Source organism: Veillonella sp. 3310 (assembly GCF_003999875.1).
Classification (GTDB): Bacteria; Bacillota; Negativicutes; order Veillonellales; family Veillonellaceae; genus F0422.
The window spans coordinates 685,987-709,860 of sequence record NZ_RQVJ01000001.1; the positions used below are offsets into that span (position 1 = coordinate 685,987).

Annotated in this window: 22 protein-coding genes and 1 tRNA gene; 1 reads left to right on the forward strand and 22 read right to left on the reverse strand. The window is 41.2% G+C overall.

Going from position 1 to position 23,874, the window contains the following annotated elements; genetic code table 11:
- Positions 1-41: 41 nt before the first annotated feature.
- The 13 genes from EO127_RS03335 to putP all read right to left on the reverse strand — a co-directional run bounded on the left by EO127_RS03335 (position 42) and on the right by putP (position 13,872).
- Entirely contained in the window at positions 42-1,040 is a 999-nt protein-coding gene (locus tag EO127_RS03335; protein ID WP_127447997.1) for an ABC transporter substrate-binding protein, read from the reverse strand.
- Positions 1,041-1,062: 22 nt separating this feature from the next.
- Positions 1,063-1,806 carry an ABC transporter ATP-binding protein gene (locus tag EO127_RS03340; protein ID WP_127447998.1) on the reverse strand — a complete coding sequence of 248 codons (744 nt, stop codon included), beginning with the start codon at positions 1,804-1,806 and terminating at the stop codon, positions 1,063-1,065.
- A gap of 15 nt (positions 1,807-1,821) precedes the next feature.
- A complete protein-coding gene (locus EO127_RS03345) occupies positions 1,822-2,820 on the reverse strand; it encodes an iron ABC transporter permease (RefSeq protein WP_127447999.1) in 999 nt (332 codons plus the stop codon).
- A 200-nt stretch (positions 2,821-3,020) separates the two neighbouring features.
- Entirely contained in the window at positions 3,021-3,368 is a 348-nt protein-coding gene (locus tag EO127_RS03350; protein WP_256359601.1) for a nitrous oxide-stimulated promoter family protein, read from the reverse strand.
- Positions 3,369-3,716: 348 nt separating this feature from the next.
- Positions 3,717-4,442, reverse strand: coding sequence for a DUF554 domain-containing protein (locus tag EO127_RS03355; protein WP_127068620.1), 726 nt, complete (start codon positions 4,440-4,442; stop codon positions 3,717-3,719).
- An 18-nt stretch (positions 4,443-4,460) separates the two neighbouring features.
- Positions 4,461-4,976, reverse strand: a complete 516-nt coding sequence (gene pyrR / locus EO127_RS03360) for a bifunctional pyr operon transcriptional regulator/uracil phosphoribosyltransferase PyrR (RefSeq protein WP_127068619.1) — start codon at positions 4,974-4,976, stop codon at positions 4,461-4,463.
- Positions 4,977-4,987: 11 nt separating this feature from the next.
- The gene (locus EO127_RS03365; RefSeq protein ID WP_127448001.1) at positions 4,988-5,905 is read right to left on the reverse strand and encodes an RluA family pseudouridine synthase; all 918 of its coding nucleotides are present in this window, start codon (positions 5,903-5,905) and stop codon (positions 4,988-4,990) included.
- An 8-nt stretch (positions 5,906-5,913) separates the two neighbouring features.
- The gene (gene lspA / locus EO127_RS03370) at positions 5,914-6,354 is read right to left on the reverse strand and encodes a signal peptidase II (protein WP_127448002.1); all 441 of its coding nucleotides are present in this window, start codon (positions 6,352-6,354) and stop codon (positions 5,914-5,916) included.
- Positions 6,351-8,741 carry a Tex family protein gene (locus tag EO127_RS03375; protein WP_127448003.1) on the reverse strand — a complete coding sequence of 797 codons (2,391 nt, stop codon included), beginning with the start codon at positions 8,739-8,741 and terminating at the stop codon, positions 6,351-6,353. The genes lspA and EO127_RS03375 overlap by 4 nt, the downstream gene beginning before the upstream one ends.
- A 1-nt stretch (position 8,742) precedes the next feature.
- Positions 8,743-9,228 carry a dihydrofolate reductase gene (locus EO127_RS03380; RefSeq protein WP_127448004.1) on the reverse strand — a complete coding sequence of 162 codons (486 nt, stop codon included), beginning with the start codon at positions 9,226-9,228 and terminating at the stop codon, positions 8,743-8,745.
- Positions 9,229-9,238: 10 nt separating this feature from the next.
- Positions 9,239-10,030, reverse strand: a complete 792-nt coding sequence (locus tag EO127_RS03385) for a thymidylate synthase (RefSeq protein WP_127448005.1) — start codon at positions 10,028-10,030, stop codon at positions 9,239-9,241.
- A gap of 102 nt (positions 10,031-10,132) precedes the next feature.
- Positions 10,133-11,956: a DNA helicase RecQ gene (gene recQ / locus EO127_RS03390; RefSeq protein ID WP_127448006.1), complete on the reverse strand. Its 1,824-nt coding sequence runs from the start codon at positions 11,954-11,956 to the stop codon at positions 10,133-10,135.
- Positions 11,957-12,441: 485 nt separating this feature from the next.
- Positions 12,442-13,872, reverse strand: coding sequence for a sodium/proline symporter PutP (gene putP / locus EO127_RS03395; protein WP_240645991.1), 1,431 nt, complete (start codon positions 13,870-13,872; stop codon positions 12,442-12,444).
- A gap of 398 nt (positions 13,873-14,270) precedes the next feature.
- Between putP and EO127_RS08700 the strand changes: the two genes are divergently transcribed.
- Positions 14,271-14,444: a hypothetical protein gene (locus EO127_RS08700; protein WP_164742268.1), complete on the forward strand. Its 174-nt coding sequence runs from the start codon at positions 14,271-14,273 to the stop codon at positions 14,442-14,444.
- Between the two features lie 81 nt (positions 14,445-14,525).
- On the opposite strand, the gene eno is transcribed toward EO127_RS08700, so the two are convergent.
- The 9 genes from eno to cobI form a co-directional block, all read right to left on the reverse strand.
- A complete protein-coding gene (eno, locus tag EO127_RS03400) occupies positions 14,526-15,812 on the reverse strand; it encodes a phosphopyruvate hydratase (protein WP_127448008.1) in 1,287 nt (428 codons plus the stop codon).
- A gap of 12 nt (positions 15,813-15,824) precedes the next feature.
- Positions 15,825-17,351, reverse strand: a complete 1,527-nt coding sequence (gene gpmI, locus EO127_RS03405; protein ID WP_127448009.1) for a 2,3-bisphosphoglycerate-independent phosphoglycerate mutase — start codon at positions 17,349-17,351, stop codon at positions 15,825-15,827.
- Between the two features lie 19 nt (positions 17,352-17,370).
- Positions 17,371-18,123: a triose-phosphate isomerase gene (gene tpiA / locus EO127_RS03410; RefSeq protein ID WP_371412852.1), complete on the reverse strand. Its 753-nt coding sequence runs from the start codon at positions 18,121-18,123 to the stop codon at positions 17,371-17,373.
- A 6-nt stretch (positions 18,124-18,129) separates the two neighbouring features.
- Complete coding sequence (gene pgk, locus EO127_RS03415; protein ID WP_127448011.1) at positions 18,130-19,308, reverse strand: phosphoglycerate kinase; 1,179 nt, start codon at positions 19,306-19,308, stop codon at positions 18,130-18,132.
- 62 nt (positions 19,309-19,370) lie between these two features.
- Positions 19,371-20,378: a type I glyceraldehyde-3-phosphate dehydrogenase gene (gene gap / locus EO127_RS03420; protein WP_127448012.1), complete on the reverse strand. Its 1,008-nt coding sequence runs from the start codon at positions 20,376-20,378 to the stop codon at positions 19,371-19,373.
- 349 nt (positions 20,379-20,727) lie between these two features.
- Entirely contained in the window at positions 20,728-21,165 is a 438-nt protein-coding gene (locus tag EO127_RS03425; protein WP_127448013.1) for a hypothetical protein, read from the reverse strand.
- A gap of 411 nt (positions 21,166-21,576) precedes the next feature.
- Positions 21,577-21,660 (reverse strand) — tRNA-Leu (locus EO127_RS03430).
- 116 nt (positions 21,661-21,776) lie between these two features.
- On the reverse strand, positions 21,777-23,156 hold the full coding sequence (locus EO127_RS03435) for a cobyrinate a,c-diamide synthase (protein ID WP_127448014.1): 1,380 nt from the start codon (positions 23,154-23,156) through the stop codon (positions 21,777-21,779).
- Positions 23,157-23,166: 10 nt separating this feature from the next.
- A complete protein-coding gene (cobI, locus tag EO127_RS03440; protein ID WP_127448015.1) occupies positions 23,167-23,874 on the reverse strand; it encodes a precorrin-2 C(20)-methyltransferase in 708 nt (235 codons plus the stop codon).

The following is a 23,874-nucleotide window of genomic DNA, read 5'->3' on the forward strand; positions in this document are numbered from 1 at the left end:
TCACTACTGTGACGGCTTTCACTATGTGTCAGACTAGATAATTAGTCAATATGGATACCATGGATTTCTTCAGCTAAACGTTTTAATGCTTCTACTGTACGAACGCCTGGTGTAATTTCAGATAATTTTACACGAACGAAATGATTTTCTTGTACCGCTTTAATTGTTTGTAATTGAGGGTCAGCTTTAATTTTAGCTACTTTTTCTTGGAAATCATCATCGTTGCGGATGGAATTACCATAGTCAGGAATGATGATATAATCAGGGTTTTGCTGTACTACAGTTTCCCAAGAACCTTTCGCCCAAGTTTTATCTACACCTAAACCACTCATTACATTATCAGCACCGATTAAACGTAATACGTTAGTTGTGTAACCTTCAAATACTGTGAAAGGTTGTCCATCTTGGGAATCATATACGAATACACGTTTATGTGGAAGGTCTTTCAATTTAGCTTGTACTTTTTCTAACAAAGCACGTTGACCTTTTACCCATTCTTCTGCTTTTGCTTTCACGCCGAAGATTTCACCTAATTTAATCATATCTTTGAAATTAGTTTCTAAGTCAGCTTGTGTAGATAAAGCAGACTCTGGAATCCAAATGTTTACTTTTTGAGCAATCATTTTATCTGCAGGGATACCTTCTTTACTAAAAGAATCTTCCCAACCTGTAGCGAAGTCAGGTTTTACAGACATAAACACTTCATAAGAAGGCCATTTTTCAGACAATACTTTTACTTTGCCATAGGCTTCTTGTAATGGTGGATAGATTTCTTCTTCTTGGAAAGCTGTTCCAGCCATTTTATCCTCCAAGCCTAATTGTAACATCATTTCTGTTGTAAATTGAGACATGGATACGGCATGTTTAGGAGATTCTTTCACAACAAATTCTGTTTGTTTGCCTTCAAATGTTTGATTCCAAGTCACTTCTGTGCCAGTTTTCGCTTGTTCTTTTTCAGAACCACAGCCTGCTACTGCCAAAGCACCACATACTAAAGCTGTTAATACAAAGCCTTTAGATTGTTTCCAATTACTTAACATAATCTTCCCTTTCTTACCTTAATTAGTAATATAAATGATACACGCCCTCTTCCATAGACACATGGAAAGGCACTTCAAAAATAGGCTCTAGCAACTCTGGGGTTAACACCTCTTGTGGGGCCCCCGTTTTTAACACTTTGCCATCTTTCATCAATACGATGTGATCACAATAGCGCGCCGCTAGATTTAGGTCATGGAGAACTACAATACTTGTACCCGAAAAGTTTTGCAATTCTTTCATAAGCGCTACCTTGTATTTCATGTCTAGATGATTTGTTGGTTCATCTAACAGTAATACCTCTGTTTGTTGTGTCAATGCTTTTGCAATGAACACCCGTTGCCGTTCACCGCCCGACAAATGTCCCATTTCTTCTTCTGCCAAGTGAGATACCCCCACTTGATCCATATAGGATTGGGCAATGGCAACATCTTCTGATGTATAATTTCCAAAATGACTTTTATAAGGATATCGCCCCATAAGCACAATATCTTTCACTAAAAAATCATCAATCATAGCATCATGCATTTGTGCTAGCACTGCCACTTTCCGTGAAAAGGTGGGGCCATCAATAGTTTGTAAAGGCACACCATCTAATGTAATCGCATCGGTGGGGTGCAATTGACTTAAATGTCCAAGGAGTGTCGATTTACCACAACCATTAGGTCCAATGATAGCCGTCATTTTATGTTTAGGAAAGCTGAGCTTCACATCATCTAAAATTTGTCGTTTTCCATAGGAAAAGGACAAAGAATTTACCTCGTACATAGTCCCTCCTATTGTCTAACCTTGATGACGGTATCTCGTCATAATAATCCAAATAAATAGCGGTGCCCCTAGTAAGGATGTCAATACTCCGATAGGAATTTCTTCGGGGCTATACATAGCTCGTGAAAGTACATCCGCCCAGATCATCACAATACTACCAATGAGTGGCGCAAAAATCAGTAATCGTCCATGTTTAGGGCCCCCAACCATGCGCGCCAAGTGCGGAATAATAAGGCCCATAAAGCCTACTACCCCTACTTTTGCTACTAAGGTAGCGATAGCCACAGATGATACGATGACCATAGATAATTGCAAGGATTTCACAGATAAGCCCATTTGCTTCGCTTCTTGTTGCCCTAATAAGAGGACATCAAAATCCTGTTTATACATGTACATATAGAGCATCAACAAACCAATGATAATGGCTGTTAATGGTAAGTCTCTCCACTGAATGCCTGCAAAACTACCGAGCAACCAGAACATAGCACTTCGTACTTGTGCTTCATGCTTCGCTCCATAAATGATCATCATCGTAATGGATGAAAAAATACCTGTCATGCCCATGCCGATTAAAATTAATTTCACTGGACTTTGGCTACGTCCCACACAGAGTAACACCAACAAGATGGAAATACCCGCTCCCAAAGCCGCAAAGAATGGCACATTATAGGATGCCAAAAATGGTAAGCCCCCCATAATGATAGCAAAGACTGCCCCTGTACTAGCCCCTGACGAGACACCTAGTACATAGGGATCGGCTAGTGCATTTCGTGTTACCGTTTGCATTAGAACCCCTACTAAAGATAATCCAATCCCTGTTAGCACGGAATACAACAACCTTGGCAATCGAATATCTTGCACAATGGTGCTCAACATATTCATCTCATCTGTTGGCACCGGACTGGTAAATGCCTGGTACATATCCCACACCGGTATAAAAGAAGCCCCAAATTGAGGAGCTACTACGAGTGAAATGACCAGTAAGATTAGTAATCCTACAATTTTTAATTTCATGTTATACGCCCTTTAACTATACCCAATATACGCTTAGGAGTTTCCCTCACGAATGTCGTGCCTCCTACAGTAAAAAAAGAGCAACCTATTGTGGGCGCTCTTTTGTCTATCTATAGTATACTATAATTTTCGATATAGTGTAAAGGTTTTCTCTTGATTTTTAACACGTCACAATTCTCATGACATATTATTGTCACATATTATTTCAACAGACCTTTTCCTAATAATATGTGTCGTATCGTCATAATCGGATGTATCCACAACATGCGAGGACCACTGTAGCGCATGACTTCTTTAATTCGTTCCCGATAGGTCGGTGCGTAACAATGTGTTTTGCACATAGCACAAAATGTTTTTTCTTCCATATGCGGGCATCGCTCTACCCTTGATTCTGCATAGCGCATCAATTCTGCACAGCTTTCACAGAGAGCACCGGACTTACATCCATGCTGCCCTTTGCAATAGATTTCTATCATCTTGCGCACAGTTTTTAATTCCTTCATGCGCTTATCTTCCACAGTTCTTTGTTTTTGTATCCCTTGATTCACTACTAACACCTCAGCTATCATCTTTTAATCTATGCCCCTATCAACTACGTATACATATAATTCATACTCATTTCACTGTATCTTATAAATCATTCATCTAGATGTATACTCATTTTACCATAGTCACTGGCTGAGAGTCTTTATAATTCATCACAAAAATCCGATATCTCTAGCAATGCTAGATATAGATTAAGTAGGCTCAATTCACTTTCATAAAAAAATAAAGGAAAGTGAGTACCACATACTCAACCTTCCTCTATCATGCAATACATCTATAATATTCCTTATAGAATATTACGCTCATTTTTTTCTCTATGCTATAAGGTCTATTCGTAGTCCCCTTATCGTTTACAGTGTAATCGGCAAAAATGTTAACAGCATAGCAATAAAAATAGCCGGTAACAAGTTCGCCACTCGAATTTTATTAGGCCACAATACATTGATACCTACACAGAAAATTAAGATAGAGCCTACGTAGGATAAATTATCAATCGCCTCTGGAGTCATAAGAGGTGCCGCCAAATGTGCTAACCCCGTAATGATCCCTTGCGTAATCCCCACTGGTAAAAAGGAGAACAATGCCCCTTTTCCCATGGAGGATGCCATAACCATCACAATAATACCATCTAGAATACTTTTAACAACCATCGTACTGTAGTCACCAGTCAAACCATCTTGAATAGAGCCAATAACTCCCATAGCTCCTACGGTAAATGTCATAGATGCCGTAATAAACGCATTCGTAAATTGTGGATCTCGGCTATTACCTGTTTTCAACTTTAACCATTCTCCAATGGCAGTAATGCGACGATCAAAGTCGATAAGCTCTCCTATGATAGCCCCTAGTACCATTGAGATAATCATCATCATGGGGCCCGTTGTATGCAAACTATCGCTAACAATAACTAGCATATATTGCATAGTGCCACTCATACCTAACAAAAGGATAATGATGCCACACACCATCATGAGCGTTTCTTTTAAATTATCTTTCATACGGTGTCGAATAAAGAGCCCTAATAAGCTACCACAAATAATCAACACCACATTAAGGATGGTTCCCATACCATGCATTGGTTGTTCCTCATCTTTCTAAAAAATCACTACACTGTCGTCCCCATCCACCTCGTGCACACGAACTTGCACCGTTTCCAAGTGAGACGTAGGAATATTTTTCCCTACATAGTCAGCTCGTATAGGTAGTTCTCGATGGCCTCGATCCACTAATACAGCTAATTGGATCGCACTCGGTCTACCCGCATCCATAAGGGCATTCAAAGCAGAACGAATCGTACGACCTGTGAACAACACATCATCTACAAGAATCACGACTTTCCCGGTCGTATCCATGGTGAAAGGAACTCCTTCCTTTGCAGTCTCTCCACGATCATCTCGATACAAAGAAACATCCATGGTTGCTACATCGACTTGAATCCCTTCGATGGCCTCAATTTGAGCTTGTAATCGTTTTGCTAAGTATACACCACGGCGCTCAATGCCAATGATTAAGGCGTTGGATAATCCTTTATTGCGCTCCAAAATTTCGTGCCCAATCCGACGAATGGCACGCATCATACCCGCTTCATCAATTAAGATACGTTCTTCCATAGTATCACTCCTTATCGATTATGCTCTTTCGCATACTCAATACATGCCAGAAAATCTTCCGGCAATGGCGCTTCAAAGTGTAATGCTTCTCCTGTCATAGGATGCTTCACAGATAAAGTTTTAGAATGCAAAGCCTGCCCTACAATAGGGAAGTCCATTTTCCGGAACCCGTAGAATGGATCATTCACCACAGGATGTCCAATATACGCTAAATGTACACGAATTTGGTGCGTTTTACCCGTTTCTAATTGGCATTCTATTAATGTATGCTTGCCATATCGTTCTAGTACACGGAAATGGGTCACTGCTTCTTTACTATTTTCAAAAACCACCGCCATTTTCATACGATCTTTAGGATGACGACCGATAGGTGCTTTGATGGTCCCTTTTTCTTCTGCAATATTCCCTTGTACTAATGCATAATAGGTTCTTGTAGCACTATGTTCTTTCACTTGCTCTGCTAACCCCAAATGGGATTCATCATGCTTTGCTGCCATCATCACACCCGATGTGTCCTTATCTAAGCGATGCACAATACCAGGACGAATTTCTCCATTAATGCCAGATAAATCTTTACAATGAAAGAGAAGTGCATTGACCAAGGTTCCCGAATGGTTACCCACCGCTGGATGTACCACCATACCACGCGCTTTATTGATGACAATCATATGGGAATCTTCAAATAGAATATCCAGTGGAATGTTCTCTGCTTCTACCTCTACTTCCTGCACCGCTGGGATGGTCACAAGAACTTCGCTAGATGATGATAGTTTCAAATTCGATTTCCCTATTTTGCCATTCACTTGTACATGACCCTCTTTCACTAAAGATTGTACATAGCTACGTGACTGACCAAGCTCTTTCGTGAGGTACACATCTAATCGTGTACCCTCATCTTGAGCCTCTACTATATATTGTTTTGTTTCCATTATTTACCTCACTGTTTCTGGCTTTCATAGGACCAAAAATATAGAATCAACAAAGGCACACCAATGCAAATACCAATATCTGCAATATTAAAGATAGGCCATACTCGGAAATCAAAGAAATCTACCACACCACCTAAGTACACACGGTCCCAGGCATTCCCCAAGGCACCACCTAAGAGCGTCCCTGTACCAATTCGCGCATATAACGGAGCGGTAGCTAATTTCTTACGACCTACGTACATAGCGCCTAACAACAGTACCACGACTAATAACAATATCCATCGTTGGTGCATCAACACGCCAAAAGCTGCCCCATGATTCACAATATAGGTCCAATGAAATACATCAGGTACAACTGGTACAGATTCACCTAATCGAAAGTGGCTGCGTACATACCATTTTGCTACTTGATCCAACATGAAAGTCAACATACTTATGATGTATATCATCGTTTACGCCCTCCACGGTCAGCCCATTGTTGTAATAAAGCGCCTAGGTCCTGCTCTTTTTCTCGACGGCTTCCACCATTGCCTTTATTTCTATCACGCATAGGATTCCCTTTTGAGTTTTTAGAATTTCGAGCCTGATGTCTTTCGCCTTTTTGTTGTTCACCATTTTTATGTTGTGTATCTCGACGAGCGTTTCCAGCGCCATTACGTTTATGACCTTGGCGGTTTGGATCTTTTGGCTTTTCTCGTTTCATAGATAAACCAATACGATTGCGTTTCGCATCGACAGAGATGATTTCCACTTCGATAATATCTCCTACTGCCAATACATCAGATGGGTGTTCATGGTAGGCGCAAAACTCACTTTTATGCAAAAGGCCATTGATTTTTACACCAAAGTCTACAAAGGCACCAAAGTCTACCACATTATGGACGGTTCCTTTTACCACGGTGCCCACCTGAATATCTTCCAAACTCATAATTTGTTTACGAGTCATCGGTGCTGGTAAATCTTCCCGTGGATCACGACCTGGTTTTTGTAAGGCTTCTACAATATCTCGCACCGTAGGTACACCTGCATCTAGCTGTTTCGCTAACTCTTCTACATCCACCGCCTGCAGTTTTGCCTTTGCCGTTTCCAGTGTCGCTTTATCTCGCAAATCTTCTAAGGACATGCCCAATTGTGTGAGCACGCCTTGGGCAATCTCATAGGACTCTGGATGAACTGGCGTCGCATCTAGAGGGTTCTCCCCTTTACCGATGCGTAAGAAACCTGCACATTGTGTAAAGGCCGCAGGACCTAAACGAGCTACTTTCAACAATTGCTTACGACTTGTAAACGCTCCATGTTCCTTGCGATAAGCAATGATATTATTCGCCACTGTACTAGAAATACCAGACACATGTTTTAATATGGCTGGAGAGGCTGTATTAAGCTCTACCCCTACATGGTTAACTACCGTTTCTACCACCTGATCCAAGGTTGCACCCAATTGTTTTTGATTCACATCGTGTTGGTACTGACCTACACCAATTGATTTTGGGTCAATTTTCACGGATTCCGCCAATGGGTCTTGTACACGGCGCGCAATCGATACAGCACCACGAATAGATACATCTAAATCTGGCAATTCTTCAATAGCCAACTTAGAAGCGGAGTATACAGAGGCACCAGCTTCATTGGTGATAATATAATGACAATCTAATCCTTCTTCCGCAATCATGGCAGATGTAAATTGCTCTGTTTCATAAGACGCCGTGCCATTGCCGATAGAAATCAAGGTAACACCATATTGGCGAATTTTCTTAGCTAATTCTTGTTTGGCCCGCTCTGCTTGTTTATCACTCATCGTAAGATAATAAGCTCCATAATCTAGGACATTACCTTCCCTATCGATAATAGCCATTTTACAACCTGTACGATATCCAGGATCTAACCCCATGATGACATGTCCAGATAAAGGTGCTTGCAGTAATAGATTGCGCAAGTTCGTCCCAAATACTTTGATAGCCTGCTCTTCTGCTTGCTCTGTCATAGCATTTCGAGTTTCACGCTCTAAGGATGGATATAATAGACGCTTATATCCATCAGCAATAGCTTCAGCGATATACGAATGCTCTACCCTAGTGTCGCCTTGTACGGTGTCTACCATATATTGGATAAACGTTTCATCCGGTACCACAAAGCTAACTTTTAGGGCTCCCAAGCTTTCCCCTCGGTTCATGGCCAATACACGATGGGATGGAACTTGACGAATTGGTTCCTTATATTCTTCATTATACTGTAAGAATCCTTGGTTTACTTCTTCTTCGCCCACAAGCTCTGTTTTCATATGTCCCGTTTCCCACATAACTTTACGCAAATATTGGCGAATATCTGCTCGTTCACTGGCTTCTTCTGCGACAATATCCATCGCTCCTTGTAAGGCATCTTCCACAGTCGGCACTTCTTCAGTAAGATACTCTGCCCCTAGTTGACGTAACGCTTCTTCTGTAGCCGTTGTGAACAGTGCCTGTGCCAATGGTTCTAAACCTCTATCTCTCGCCATAGAAGCACGAGTTCTTTTTTTCGGACGGAACGGCAAATACAAGTCCTCTAACTCCTGTAATTTCATAGCTTTCGTAATGGCTAAGGACAATTCTTCCGTCAATTTGCCCTGTTCCTCGATAGATTTTGTCACTTCTTCTTTACGTTGCAACAAATTGCGCAAATATTTCGTATACTCTTCGATTTCACGTAATTGTTCATCTTTTAACTCACCAGTCACTTCTTTTCGATACCGTGCAATAAAGGGTACTGTATTGCCCTCATCTAATAAAGTAATAGCCGCTTCTACTTGATGCGGTTTTACCCCTAATTCTTGGGCTATCACTACATGTATTTCCATTCTATTTCCGCCTTTCATACGTTACGAAATCATAGGACAATCCCTCATGCCCTGCGCCTTGTATACGCTCTACTTCTATCCATTCTGGCTTGGTATGCTCCGTAAATATCACATCTCCTGTGAAAGCTCGGTGTAATTCCGTCACATACAAACGATCTGCATAGGGCGCTAAGCTAGCATACACTTGAGCGCCTCCGATGCAGTACGCCAAGTCTAAGTCCTTCGCCGCCTGCACCGCATCCGTTGGACTATGAAATACTTTTACACCTTCATAGGGTGGTATGTAATCTAATTGCGACGTAATGACCCAATGTTCACGATTAGGCAACAAAAATGGCAAAGACTCTAATGTCTTCCGTCCCATTATGATAACATGCCCAGTAGTGCGTTTTTTAAAATATGCTAAATCTTCTGGAATGCGCCAAATCAGTTGATTGTCCTTACCTATAACGCCATTCGCAGCCACTGCTACAATCATTGCTAACATATAAAACTCCTTACACAGCCACTGTCATAGATAGCTTCCCTAAATGCTCATAACCTTTTAAGGTGATATCTTCTGGTTTGAAATCATAGAAATTCTTAACATCCGGGTTTAATCGTAACACCGGCGCCTCTAGGGCTTCGTGCTTACGCTCTAATTGAGTACGCAAGGCTTCTACATGATTCTCATACACATGCGCATTATTGATGACATGCGTGAATTGTCCTGGCTCTAATCCAGAAACTTGAGCAATCATATGCACTAATGCAGCATATTGAGCCGTATTAAAAGGCACACCTAATCCCATATCCCCACTGCGTTGTACAAGCATACAATTTAAGCGACCATCAGTGACATCCCATAACGTTTCATAGGCGCATGGTTGCAAGGCCATATCTGGCAAGTCTTCAATATTCCACAAGGTCACAATCATACGACGGCTTTGAGGATCCTTTTGTAGCATATCCAATAAATTGTCCAACTGCTTATATTTGGCAATTTGGTACCCATAGGCCTTACCGATCGTACCATCTTCACGCATCCATTCATCCCAAACTTTTACATTCATGGCCTGTAATTGGCGCACATCATTAGATTGTAATTGCCAAATCCAAAGCAATTCTTTAATGGCCGTTTTGAAAGCCACGAATTTCGTAGTTAAAATCGGAAATTCTTCTGCTAAATTAAACTGCATCACTTGATGCGGTAATTTATAGGTCGCAATACCTGTACGATTGTTAGCATAATATCCATGGTCTAATATATTCTCTATAATCTGTAAATATTGCGTATCTGCTAAACTCATCTATGCCTCCTTGTATGTGGAAATACTCTAAACTCTATTTATATTACTATCTACCTCTAAATGTATATCTACATTTACATCTATCAACATGTGTATCTATAGCTATATATTACCTTTAAACCTAGCTATGACCTTCAAAAATTCATTGCCGTATTTGCGCAATTTCATATCTCCTACACCTTTCACATTCGCCATATCTCCTAATGTCAATGGTTCTTTTGCTACCATATCCAATAAGGTAGCATCTGAAAAAATCATAAACGGTTTTACCCCTTCTGTTTTTGAAAGTTCCAATCGATGCACACGTAAGGCCTCAAATAAAGAGTTTTCTTTAGTAGCTTTCGCCACGCCGGCTACACTAGACTTTCCACGCTTTTGTAATGGTCGATGCTCTCCGACTTCTATGGGCACATCTTTTACCGTTACACGTCCAACCAATACTTCATGGCCCTGTTCCGTAACGGACAGAATCGGATATTGCCCTCCCGAAGAGGTGACATAGCCCATCGCCATTAAACGCTTAATAAAGCCTTTTACATCTTTATCTGTCCAGCGATTTAATTGTCCAAATACGGATAAACGGTGTAAACGAAACTTCTCAATACGCTCTGTCCGATTCCCACACAAGATATCCGCAATCATGGTCACTCCATATCGTTCTTCTGTATTCCAAATCGTCTGTAATACGGCAGTCGCCTCGGCAGTCACATCCACAGCCACTCGCGGTTCATCACAAGTACTACAATGATGGCATTGATCCCATGGCACTTGTTCACCAAAATAGGACAACATAAACTTGCGCAAACACATAGGTGTATGACAATAATCGATCATAGCTTGGAGCATGTTCCGCTCAATTCGTTGTCGTTCTGGTGGTAAATCACTTTGGCTCAAAATATATTGATGCACTGCCACATCTTGCCCATTGTAAAGCAAAATACAATCTGCAGGAGCTCCATCCCGTCCAGCACGGCCTGCCTCTTGGTAATAACTTTCCATATTTCGTGGCATTTGGTAATGAATCACATACCGTACATTACTTTTATCAATACCCATGCCAAATGCATTGGTGGCTACCATAACCTGCACTTCGTCAAAGGCGTACCGGTTCTGTTGGTACTTACGCTCTTCATCAGATAAGCCACCATGGTAATAGCCTGCTTTCACGCCGTATAGCAACAGCTCACGATATACTTTTTCTACATTCGCCCTAGTAGCACAATAGACAATCCCTACATCATTCGGATTGTGTAATACATAATCCCGTACATATTCCATACGCTTGCTTTCATGGATAACAGAGAAGGCCAAATTAGGACGATCAAATCCCGTAATATGCACACGAGCATTCTCCAATCCTAAGAGCTGTTTCATATCACGTTCTACTTCTTCCGTAGCACTGGCGGTAAAAGCCCCTACCACAGGCCTATGTGGCAAGCTCTTAATAAAAGGTCCTATAGCCGTGAAAGAGGGTCTAAAATCATGCCCCCATTGTGACACACAATGGGCTTCATCAATAATCACTTGGCTAATCGGTAGTCCTCTTAGAAACTCACAAAACCCTTCGGATTCTAATTTTTCTGGCGCCAAGTATAATAATTTAATCCGACCTTCCCTTAGGTAGTAGAGAATTTTATTTTGTTCCTCTCGACTGAGGGTACTGTTCATATAAGCTGCTGGCATACCTTGCTCTTTCAACGTATCCACTTGATCTTGCATCAAGGAAATCAATGGAGAAAAAACAATGGTAATGCCCGCCTTTAACATAGCAGGAATCTGAAAGCAAATTGATTTACCTGCCCCCGTAGGCATAATTCCTAGCACATCTTGGTTCTCTAACAAAGCTGTTACCGGAACCTCTTGAGCAGGACGAAAACTGGAATATCCATAAAAATGTTGCAATGCTCGTAATGCTCTAGCATCCATATGTCTTTCCTCCTTTCTAACAGTACATTCATCGAATCGAATCGAATCGTATCTATTTATTATACCATTTTTATGGGTTAGTATAAACTGTTTGAACTAGAACTATCCTTTCTTTCCCTCAGTCATTTGTCATGATAGTCCACTTCTACTAAATGCCTTCCATACTAATTATTCACCTTATATAGGAGCACTTCCGATTCATAGATATTTCGTTTACATATTTCTTTATTGTATCATCATCACCATCAAATAGTTAGAATAAACATACTATTACCGCATTCACTTACACTACTGTTACGACGCTATTTTACTCTTCACTTGATGTAATGGCCTACGGCGTAAACCTATCTACCTAAATTACTATTACCATACCATTACGCTCTTTATACAATACGTATTGATACATAGTCCAATACGTTTACAAAAAATGTTGGCACCACTCTCAACGGAGTAGCCCCAACATTTCGTTTACTATGTGTATGTAATTATAAAATATGCATTTGTTCTGATGCATCGAACTCCGCTTGGATTTCTTTGCTTGGCTCATGGTCTAATAAGCTAACTACAAAGATAGCAATGGTAGACAAGATGAAGCCCGGTACGATTTCATACAAGCCGAACCAACCAAATTGTTTCCATACAAGAACGGTGATACCACCCACTAAGATGCCTGCGATACAACCTTTCAGAGTCATACGTTTCCAAATCAAAGAGATTAAGATAGCAGGACCGAATGCAGCGCCGAATCCAGCCCATGCATAGGCTACCATCGTTAAGATATAGCTTTGTGGATTCACCGCCATCACAATAGCAATGGCAGATACGATCAATACAGTAGCGCGGCTAACCATAACCAATTCACGGTCTCCCGCATCACGAGCAAATACATTCCGATATAAATCTTGCGACACAGAAGAGGCTGTTACCAATAATTGCGCAGACGCTGTACTCATGATTGCTGCCAATACAGCGGACCAAATCAAACCTGCCACAAATGGATTAAATAAATGCTCGCTCATCACAAGGAATACTGTTTCTGCATCAGCATCTACTAATGGTGTTGTTAAATATACTTTACCAACAAGACCTACCGCCACCGCAGCCAACAAGGAGATAACTACCCAAATCATGGCAATATTTGTTGCTTTTTTCAATTCTTTCGCATCGGAAATCGCCATAAAACGCACTAAGATGTGCGGTTGACCGAAGTAACCAAGACCCCAGCCTAAACTAGAAATGATACCCACCACTAAAGTGAACGTATCTTGTTCTGGTCCCCAAATGGACAATCCTGCAGGGAACTCCGTAGCAATTAATTGCGCCGTTTCCACAGGACCACCTAAATACATGGCTGCCGTCACCGGTACCAATAAGATGGCGAAGAACATCATCATACCTTGGATACAGTCCGTCCAACTTACAGCTAGGAAACCACCTAAGAAGGTGTAGAAAATAACTACCCCTGCTGTAATAAAGAGAGATGTCATATAATCTAAGCCAAAGATAGTATTAAATAACTTACCACCTGCCACGAATCCGGAAGACGTATAAATTAAAAAGAAAATAACGATGAAGATAGCAGATACAACCGGTACAATTCTTGATGTATCATGAAAACGGTTTTTCAAATAATCCGGTATAGTTAAACTATTATTCGCTACCTCTGTATAATTGCGTAATCGTTTCGATACGAATATCCAGTTCAGCCAAGTCCCTAATGCCAAACCAATGGCAATCCATAACGCCGATATCCCTGTTGAGTAGGCAAATCCAGGTAAACCCATCAACATCCATCCGCTCATATCAGAGGCTTCCGCACTCATGGACGTGATCCAGGGGCCTAGCTGGCGACCTCCTAAAATATAGTCGTCTAAGCTATTAGACTTGCGGTAATAATATACCCCGATGTACATCATGAGGCCTAAATACAATGCAAATGCCCCAATCACTTCAAAATTATTGTACACCCTACTCCTCCTTTCCTAATCCTTTCACCTTTACTTAAAATTCTATAGAATGCATTCAGCATTAATCTTTTCTATTATATCACAGATTATATATATCGTCTTTCACGGATTTTTTGAAAAAAATAAACGCTTTGTATAAAACAAAGCGAGTGCTATAATATAAATACCTAACGCATGAGGACTACCACTCCTCAACACGTTAGGTATCATCTTTTTTCATTCCTCAGATGAGCCTAACGCCGAACACACGTTGATGGCTCTCCTTTTCTTAACTACATTATATCACAAACTAGTATCTAGTCAATTTATATTCCATGTATTTTACATACCCAAAGGAGCAATTACCTATGAAAGATATCAACTTCTATGAACAACTACAACTCACATGTTCTCCACTTTCTACAACTGACTTCACACCAGATGAACTAGAAAAAATTCTCTTACAAGGGCTACAAGAAGCAGAAAATGGAAAAGTGCAATCTGCAGAGGAGTTTTTTGCTAGTTTATTAGGTGAACTGTAAGCTAACAGTTTTAACTAGATAATTCAATAAATACTCTTCACAAAAGGACCCCACAGGGTCCTTTTTGCATTTTCATATCTTTTATCGTTTGATGTTATAGAACACATCGCTACCACGGTATTGCGCCGTTTCTGCCAACATGTCTTCAATGCGAAGTAGTTGATTGTATTTCGCTACGCGTTCGGAACGAGCTGGAGCACCAGTTTTAATTTGACCAGCGTTCACTGCTACTGCGATATCAGCAATTGTGGAATCTTCTGTTTCACCAGAACGGTGAGAGATAACAGCTGTATAGCCTGCACGTTTTGCCATTTCAATAGCATCGAACGTTTCTGTTAATGTGCCAATTTGGTTCACTTTGATTAAGATCGCATTCGCTGTATCTTCTTTGATACCACGGGACAAGCGTTCTGTGTTCGTTACGAATAAATCGTCACCTACTAATTGAACAGTTTTACCTAGGCGATCTGTTAATAATCTCCAGCCTTCCCAATCTTCTTCTGCTAAGCCATCTTCGATAGAGTAGATTGGATATTTTTCGCAAAGTTCTGCATAGTATTCTACCATTTCAGCAGCTGTTTTTACTTTGCCTTCACCAGCTAAGTGATACTTACCATCTTTGTAGAACTCAGAAGATGCCGCATCAATAGCAAAAACAATATCTTTACCTACTACAAGACCTGCTTTTTCAATAGCTTCTGTAATGACTTGTAATGCTTCTTCGTTGGAGCCTAAGTTAGGAGCAAAACCACCTTCGTCACCTACACCAGTTGCCAAGCCTTTTGCTTTCAATACAGATTTCAATGTATGGTATACTTCTGCACAATAGCGTAATGCTTCCATAAAGCTAGTAGCACCGATTGGCATAATCATGAACTCTTGAATATCCACGTTGTTATCTGCATGAGCCCCACCATTTAAAATGTTCATCATTGGTACTGGCAATTCTTTTGCATTTGTACCACCAAGATATTGGAACAATGGTAAATCATAGGATTCAGCCGCTGCACGAGCTACCGCCATAGATACACCTAAAATTGCATTGGCACCTAATTTTGCCTTATTAGGAGTACCATCTAATTCGATCATAATGCGGTCAATCGCCACTTGCTCAGACGCATCAAATCCTAAAATAGCGGGTCCAATAATGTCGTTCACGTTTGCTACCGCTTGCAATACGCCTTTACCTAAGTAACGAGGAGACTCACTATCACGCAATTCCACCGCTTCAAATTGACCAGTGGATGCTCCAGATGGAACCGCTGCACGACCAATCGTACCGTCTTCTAAATATACTTCTACTTCTACTGTTGGATTGCCACGGGAATCCATAATCTCTCTTGCGTATACATCAGTAATTACTGCCATTGTTACTTCTCCTTATTGTACTAACAAACTTTCACCACTCATGGCTTCAGGCTGCTCGATGCCACCTAATGCCAACATGGTTGGTGCTAAATCACATAGCCGACCTGGTCGCAAGGTCACACCCTCTGGGGCACCCACTAAAATGAGCGGCACCGGATTCGTAGTATGCGCCGTGTGTGGAATTTCTGTGGTATGGTCCACCATAACCTCAGAATTACCATGGTCTGCTGTAATTAATAATTGTCCATTCATATCTTGAATGGCTTTCACAATCTCTGAAAGTCCCTCATCGACGGCTAAAATCGCTTGTTTTGCGGCCTCAAAATCACCCGTATGGCCTACCATATCTGGGTTTGCATAATTCAAGATAATCATATCATACTCACCGCTACGAATAGCGGCTACTACCTTTTTCGTTACCTCTGGGGCACTCATTTCTGGTTGCAAATCATAGGTCGCCACCTTTGGAGATGGCACTAAGATTCTATCTTCTCCAGAGAATACATCTTCCTTACCACCATTGAAAAAGTATGTTACATGAGCATATTTCTCTGTTTCTGCAATGCGCAGTTGACGATAGCCCCCTTTGGATAACACTTCTCCTAAGGTATCTGTGAGGAGTTCTTTATCATATACCACAGGTACTGGCAAGTCTGCTTCGTATCGAGTCATGCTCGCCACATAGGAACCTTGCAATACTCGTTTCCGTTCAAATCCAGTGAACTTCGGATCCACCACAGCACGCACCAATTGGCGAGCTCGGTCAGGACGGAAGTTAAAGAATAAGATTGCATCGCCATCTTGCATACCTTCGTACCCTTCTACCACTGATGGAATGACAAATTCATCTGTCGTTTCCTCTGCATAACTGCGTTCCACCGCTTCATGAGCGCAAGCCACTGGAATACCACTACCACAGACCATGGCATTATACGCTAATTGCACCCGCTCCCAACGTTGGTCACGGTCCATACCATAATAACGTCCACCCACGGTAGCAATGGACCCTAAGCCCAATTCTTTACAATAGTGAGCAATGTCATCAATATAAGCCAATGCACTTTGTGGCGGTACATCACGACCATCTAAGAACGCATGGATATATACTGTTCCTACACCGGCATCCTTAGCACCACGAAGCAAGGCCTTCAAATGATCAATGTGGGAATGAACGCCACCGTCAGATAACAAACCCACTAAATGCAAGGCTTGCTGTTTTCCTTCTTCGTAGGCTTTCACCAAGGTGGGACGAGTGAATAAAGTCCTTTCTTCTGCTTCTTTTGTAATGCGCGTCAATTCTTGGTACACAATACGCCCTGCACCGATGTTCAAATGTCCTACTTCAGAGTTTCCCATTTGTCCATCCGGCAAACCCACCGCCATACCAGATGCTTCTAGTAAGGTATGAGGACACGTGTCCCACAGATCTAAAAATGTTCGGGGGTTCGCTTGCACCACCGCATTCGTTGGGTCTTGACCGTCCCCGATGCCGAATCCATCAAGGATGGTCAGCATCACTGGTCCTTTTAATTTTGCCATACTCTACCTCAAACCTATCTTAACAGGCCTCAATAATACCTGTAAAAGATTCTGCTTCCAAGGAAGCACCGCCCACTAACGCCCCATCTACATGGGTTTGGGCTAAAATATCTTTCGCATTCTCTGGTTTTACACTACCACCATAGAGAATACGTACTTGTTCTGCAATCTCAGGAGTATACATTGTGGCGATTTTCTCTCTAATACTTTGACATACTTCACCAGCTTGTTCCGCTGTAGCAGTACGCCCTGTACCAATGGCCCAAATCGGTTCATAGGCAATCACCACTTCCGTCATTTCTTCTGCAGGTACTCCATGCAATCCCATTTCTAACTGAGAATGAATGAACGCTACCGTTTCTCCACTTTCACGTTGGTTTAAGCTTTCACCTACGCAAAGAATAGGGCTCATACCATGTTGTAAGACAATGCGCACACGTTTATTCACACAACGATCCGCTTCTTTGAAGATAGAACGACGTTCAGAATGGCCCACAATCACGTAAGACACGCCTAAATCTGTCAACATCGAAGGAGATACTTCCCCTGTATAGGCACCAGATTCTTCGTGAAACACATTTTGAGCACCCACACGAACCTTCGTATCTTCCACTAAATCAGCTACGGTGCTGATGGCGGTAAACGGAGGACACACCACCACTTCACAGCTAGTATTCGCTACTAGTGTTTTCAATTGTTCTACGAATACCGTTGCTTCCGTATTCGTCATATGCATTTTCCAGTTTCCTGCAATGATCGGTTGTCGCATGATAACCTCCTACGCCTCTTGTAAGGCTGCAATACCTGGTAACACTTTGCCTTCTAAGTATTCTAAAGATGCACCGCCACCAGTGGAAATATGAGAAATTTTATGGCTTAATCCACTTTTTTCAATAGCTGCTACAGAATCGCCACCGCCTACAATGGTAGTAGCATTCGCCTCTGCCACCGCTTTTGCTACCGCATTCGTACCACCTGCGAAAGCTTCCATTTCGAATACGCCCATAGGACCATTCCAAACAATCATTTTCATCGGTGCCAAAGCCTCTGCGAATACCTCCCGGCTCTTCGGTCCAATATCTAATGCCATCCAGCCCTCTTCAATAGCCGTCGCATCCACCACCTTGTGATTAGCTGTTTCACTGAAAGCATCAGCTACCACGAAATCTATTGGTAACAATAAATTAGTGTTTGTCTCTTTCGCACGAGCAATTAATTCACGAGCTAAGTCAAATTTGTCAGCTTCTACCAAGGAAGTACCTACATTATGGCCTTGGGCTGCTACGAAGGTATTCGCCATACCGCCACCAATAATTAGCACTTCTACTTTTGGTAGCAAATTAGAGATAACTTCAATTTTGTCACTTACCTTTGCACCACCAATGATGGCTGCAAATGGGTGTTCTGGATGCTCTACCGCACCACCTACATAGCGAATTTCTTTTTCTAATAAGAAACCCGCTCCCATTGGCAAGTATTTCGTAATCCCTTCCACTGAGGCATGAGCACGGTGAGATACACCAAAGGCATCATTAACGCCCACTTCCGCTAAATCCGCTAAGGCTTTGGCAAAGGTAGGATCATTTTTTTCTTCTTCTTTGTAGAAACGAAGATTTTCCAATACTACCACATCACCAGACTTCATTTCACTGACTGCTTGTGCAGGGATGTCGCCAATGCAATCTTCTACAAAACGAACTGGTTGTTCTAAGAGTTCACTCAATCGTTTGGCACAAGGCGCTAAGGTAAACTCAGGTTTACGCTCTCCTTTAGGGCGGCCTAAATGAGATGCGATAACAACTTTTGCCCCTTCCCCAATTAAATGACGCAAGGTAGGTAAAGTCGCACGAATCCGTGTATCATCAGTGATAACGCCATCTTTTAAGGGCACATTAAAATCAACTCGAACAAATACAGTTTTATTTGCTACATTCATATTTGCTAGTGAAAGTTTCATACTGTCTCCTATATACACAATACATATGCCAAAAAGGGACTACTCTCGTAGTCCCTCGCAGATTATAAGCCTCGTTTGCTCATGTACACAGCTAGGTCAACAATACGAGAGGAATAGCCCCACTCATTGTCATACCAAGCTACTACTTTTGCCATATTGCCTTCCATCACCATTGTCAAGTCAGCATCTACGATAGAACTACGAGCATCACCATTGAAGTCTTTGGATACTAATGGCAAATCAGATACGCCAAGAATACCTTTTAACTCACCTTCAGCTGCTTTGCGGAATGCCGCATTGATGCTTTCTTTAGTTGCTTCTTTTTCAAGTTCTACTACTAAGTCTGTAACAGACACATTTGGAGTAGGTACACGAAGTGCAAAGCCGTTCAATTTACCTTTTAATTCAGGCAATACTAACGCCACTGCTTTTGCTGCACCTGTGGTAGTAGGAATAATGGACATCGCTGCTGCACGAGCACGACGTAAGTCTTTATGTGGTGCATCCAATACACGTTGGTCATTAGTGTAAGAATGTACTGTTGTCATCATACCACGTTTAATACCAAATTCTTGATGCAATACTTTTGCAAATGGAGCTAAGCAGTTTGTAGTGCAGCTTGCATTAGATACTACATGATGCGTAGCTGGATCATATTCACTTTCATTTACACCCATAACGATTGTTTTATCTTCATCTTTACCCGGTGCAGAAATGATTACTTTTTTAACAGTGCCACCTAGATGAGCTGCTGCTTTTTCACGAGAACGGAACACACCCGTACATTCGATAACCACTTCTACCCCTTCGGAGGACCAGTCTAAGTTTGCTGGATCACGGTCACAGAATACACGTGTTTTTTTACCGTCTACCACTAAATATTCACCTTCTACAGACACGTCACAGCTTAAGTTGCCATGAATTGAGTCATGTTTAAACAGTAAAGCGGAACCTTCAATATCACCAGTATCATTAATGGCTACTACTTCCACCTCTGGATGGTTAAGAGCCGCGCGCATGACGCATTTACCAATACGACCAAAGCCATTAATACCAATCTTCACTGCCATAATCAATTCCTCCTAAAAAATCTTGTATTATATTAGTTGTTATACCTCTATTTTACAAGACTATTGGGGTTGGTGCAAGTTTTTTGTACCGTGGAATACAAGGGCTTACTTTCATACACTTCATAGTTAGACTAAGAAGATGTATACCACAATACTATCCCTATTTTTTCGCCATACACCATAGATTAAACTTATAAATTTTATAATATGAAAAAGAGAGGAAACCTGACCCTCCATGGTCAACTTTCCTCTCTTCCAGGTAGAGCAATTTTATGACAACCCTTTGTATTTACATATTTACATCAATACATCAGTCTATGTATTGCTGTATGTCACCCGTTCTTGCACACTAATGAAGTAATCTTTTTCGCGAACCATACATGCGCTGTTTCAGACTCCAATAATGATAAGTCCGTTGTAACTCTCCCAACTGTTCAGTTAATGCGCCCCCTTGCAACAATGCCCGTACCAACTCAGCAGACTTTATAAATAATTCGTCAATCTTAGCTGCTTTTACATAGTTAATGCATCCTTCATTACTAATGATGACATCTACCAATCTTACATACTCTTCTACAATTCCATCATTAAACTTAGCACATTCTAGTTGATTTTGATCAATGGCCAAATTCATACAAGTACAAAGCATACACATATATTCCACGGCCCCTTCTAGCTTCTTTGGTGTTAATACCGTATGCAATTGTTCCTTGGCTACTGTCAAAGACGTACTAAAAAGGATTTTATAAAAACCCGTTTTATCCAATGTATATTCGTATCCATCCATAGCTTTTTCCCTCATTCGATTTCCTATTAATTTCATACGTTCTTATACATAGTCTTTTGCGCTCGCCCGACATAGGGTCCCTCCTTTCTTATAGTGTATATGCATCATTTTTAACTAGGACCTCCTAGCCTTCTCTATTTTTATATAACTTTTTGCAAATTATTATCATCTTAATTTGTGACTATCATATATAAATTTCTACAAAACGTCAATTATTTTTCATCATGAAAGCTATATAAAATAATCATAATAAATCTTATTTCAAACTATCCTGATGATGTTTCTCCCTAGATTATGCTTTCTATATTCCTATAGACCCTATTACTAACAATACCCCTTTTGCAAGATTAATTACCATATTTCAGCACAAAATAAAAAGCAGATACTGTTTACACAGTACCTGCTAATCGTTGGTGCCGGAGGTGGGACTTGAACCCACACGGTGTTACCCGCTTGATTTTGAGTCAAGTGCGTCTGCCATTCCGCCACTCCGGCTCGTCAACGATATTAGTATACACAGAGACAAAAAAAATGTCAATCTTTTTCTACCTTTTATAGTATACCTAAAACGCAAAGTAGAATTATTAATTTAACATCAATCTGTACTCTTACTACTGTTTCCGTTGACTATATACTTCACAGGAATCTATAAAAGCTTTCGCCGCAGCTTCACTACCTGAAAAATTAATATGCAAATAAGAGGCTAACACATTCTTATGTGCATATCCACCTTGATAGGCTTTAGGTTTACGTCCACCTACTAATTCAAAGGCCCACGGAAATGGACTTTGAGTCGGCGTCATTGTGGAAAAATGAAACTCATGTCCACGCAAAGTATCTTTTACAGATCCTAAAATGCTTGGCTCCAGCATAGTGGCACTTACATAACCTACACGTTGTAAGCTTTGTTGCATTTCACAGGTAGCTGGTACAATCCCTACCATCGGGTAGGTATTCCCTTCAAAATCTGTCACTGCTTCTGTCATATACATGAGACCGCCGCATTCCGCATAGATTGGCATTCCTTTCTCACTGGCCTTACGTATACTATCTTTCATAGATGTATTGTATCCTAATTGAGACAAAAACATCTCTGGAAAACCACCGCCAAAAAAGATTCCATCTACATCTGGTAAAACTTGATCTTTTAAAGGACTAAAATAATGCAGCTCAGCACCTTCTGCTTCTAGTGCTGCTAAACTAGCTGGATAATAAAAAGAAAAAGCTTCATCCATGGCGATGCCGATACGCGCTCGTTTATTAATCATCGCTACCGTTTCTACTTCCTCAACTGCTAAATCAGGAGCACTTTGAGCCAACTCTACTAAGGCTTCCAAATTCACCATGACTTTCACAGCTTCTCGAATGGTAGCAATAGCATCCGTAGGATCAATTTCTGTCACTGGTGTCAATCCTAAGTGACGTTCTGGTGATTGCATTCGTTCGTCACGACGAATGGCACCTAGTACGGGAACACTTAGTTTCTTCATCGCCGATCGTATCATATGTTCATGATTATCCGACCCTAATCGATTCAAAATAACCCCACCAAATTGTACCTCTGGATCATAATCTCGAAAGCCTTTAGCAATGGCTGCCGCACTTTCTCCCATCGCCTTACAATCGATTACTAACACCACTGGTGCATTTAAATCTTTGGCTACTTGCGCCGTGGAACTAACACCTTCACGTCCCCCATCATAAAGCCCCATTACTCCTTCTATAATGGAAATATCTGCCGTTTCTGCTTGTCCCGCAAAAAAAGGTATTAATTTATGTGGTGGCACAAGCCATGTATCTAAGTTGTAACATTCTCGTTGGCTAGCAATTTTATGAAAGCCCGGATCAATATAATCCGGGCCTACTTTAAATGCCTGTACTGCTTTGCCTTGCTCTGTCAAAGCCGCCAAAAGCCCTGCTACAATGGTTGTTTTACCGACACCTGAGTTGGTGCCTGCTATGACAATTCTTGGTCGTTGTACAGTGTTCATAACATACCTCTTAGCGATCTTTACGTTTCGCCAAAATTGTAGATAAATAATTTAGTTTTGTATCAGATGGCAAAGCATCTACATTGCGATAGACTTCTTCCTCTGGCAGTCCAACACGAGAAATCATTACCGCTTCATCTGCCATATCATGTTTGCGTAGTGTTTCTTGCACTTCCGCAAAGTTTCTATACACTTTCATAATAACCGCATCATCAGCTACGGCAAGTACAGCATCAATTTTTTCTTTTGGTGCTGTGGCTGGAATAATCGCTAACACTTCTTCTTTTTCTACAATTGGGTACCCCAAGTGGGATCCAATAGCACAGAATGCCGTAACGCCAGGAATTGTTTCAATCTCAAATCCAGCAGATTCCACCAAGCGATACACATACATATATGTACTGTAAAACATAGGATCTCCCAATGTTAAGAATACAACTTTTTTACCTTCTTCGAGTAACCCAGTAATGATTTTACGCGCTTCTTCCCAGCCTTTAGATTGTTCATTATCATCCAATACCATTGGGAATACAACAGGTACAATTTCTGTATGTGCTTGAATATATGGTTCTGCAATGTGCAATGCTACAGAACCATCTTTCTTTTCTGTTTTCGGTGTAATGATGACATCTGCTTCTCCCACAATACGAGCAGCTTTTACAGTCATCAACTCAGAATCCCCAGGACCTACACCAATACCATATAATTTACCTTTCAT

Excerpts from the sequence above, each read along its gene's own strand:
- EO127_RS03335 (WP_127447997.1), bottom strand. The coding sequence starts at position 1,040 with ATGTTAAGTAATTGGAAACAATCTAAAGGCTTTGTATTAACAGCTTTA.
- EO127_RS03340 (WP_127447998.1), bottom strand. The coding sequence starts at position 1,806 with ATGTACGAGGTAAATTCTTTGTCCTTTTCCTATGGAAAACGACAAATT.
- EO127_RS03345 (WP_127447999.1), bottom strand. The coding sequence starts at position 2,820 with ATGAAATTAAAAATTGTAGGATTACTAATCTTACTGGTCATTTCACTC.
- EO127_RS03355 (WP_127068620.1), bottom strand. The coding sequence starts at position 4,442 with ATGCATGGTATGGGAACCATCCTTAATGTGGTGTTGATTATTTGTGGT.
- pyrR (WP_127068619.1), bottom strand. The coding sequence starts at position 4,976 with ATGGAAGAACGTATCTTAATTGATGAAGCGGGTATGATGCGTGCCATT.
- EO127_RS03365 (WP_127448001.1), bottom strand. The coding sequence starts at position 5,905 with ATGGAAACAAAACAATATATAGTAGAGGCTCAAGATGAGGGTACACGA.
- lspA (WP_127448002.1), bottom strand. The coding sequence starts at position 6,354 with ATGATATACATCATAAGTATGTTGACTTTCATGTTGGATCAAGTAGCA.
- EO127_RS03375 (WP_127448003.1), bottom strand. The coding sequence starts at position 8,741 with ATGGAAATACATGTAGTGATAGCCCAAGAATTAGGGGTAAAACCGCAT.
- EO127_RS03380 (WP_127448004.1), bottom strand. The coding sequence starts at position 9,228 with ATGTTAGCAATGATTGTAGCAGTGGCTGCGAATGGCGTTATAGGTAAG.
- EO127_RS03385 (WP_127448005.1), bottom strand. The coding sequence starts at position 10,030 with ATGAGTTTAGCAGATACGCAATATTTACAGATTATAGAGAATATATTA.
- recQ (WP_127448006.1), bottom strand. The coding sequence starts at position 11,956 with ATGGATGCTAGAGCATTACGAGCATTGCAACATTTTTATGGATATTCC.
- putP (WP_240645991.1), bottom strand. The coding sequence starts at position 13,872 with ATGATGTACATCGGGGTATATTATTACCGCAAGTCTAATAGCTTAGAC.
- EO127_RS08700 (WP_164742268.1), top strand. The coding sequence starts at position 14,271 with ATGAAAGATATCAACTTCTATGAACAACTACAACTCACATGTTCTCCA.
- eno (WP_127448008.1), bottom strand. The coding sequence starts at position 15,812 with ATGGCAGTAATTACTGATGTATACGCAAGAGAGATTATGGATTCCCGT.
- gpmI (WP_127448009.1), bottom strand. The coding sequence starts at position 17,351 with ATGGCAAAATTAAAAGGACCAGTGATGCTGACCATCCTTGATGGATTC.
- pgk (WP_127448011.1), bottom strand. The coding sequence starts at position 19,308 with ATGAAACTTTCACTAGCAAATATGAATGTAGCAAATAAAACTGTATTT.
- gap (WP_127448012.1), bottom strand. The coding sequence starts at position 20,378 with ATGGCAGTGAAGATTGGTATTAATGGCTTTGGTCGTATTGGTAAATGC.
- EO127_RS03425 (WP_127448013.1), bottom strand. The coding sequence starts at position 21,165 with ATGGATGGATACGAATATACATTGGATAAAACGGGTTTTTATAAAATC.
- EO127_RS03435 (WP_127448014.1), bottom strand. The coding sequence starts at position 23,156 with ATGAACACTGTACAACGACCAAGAATTGTCATAGCAGGCACCAACTCA.
- cobI (WP_127448015.1), bottom strand. The coding sequence starts at position 23,874 with ATGAAAGGTAAATTATATGGTATTGGTGTAGGTCCTGGGGATTCTGAG.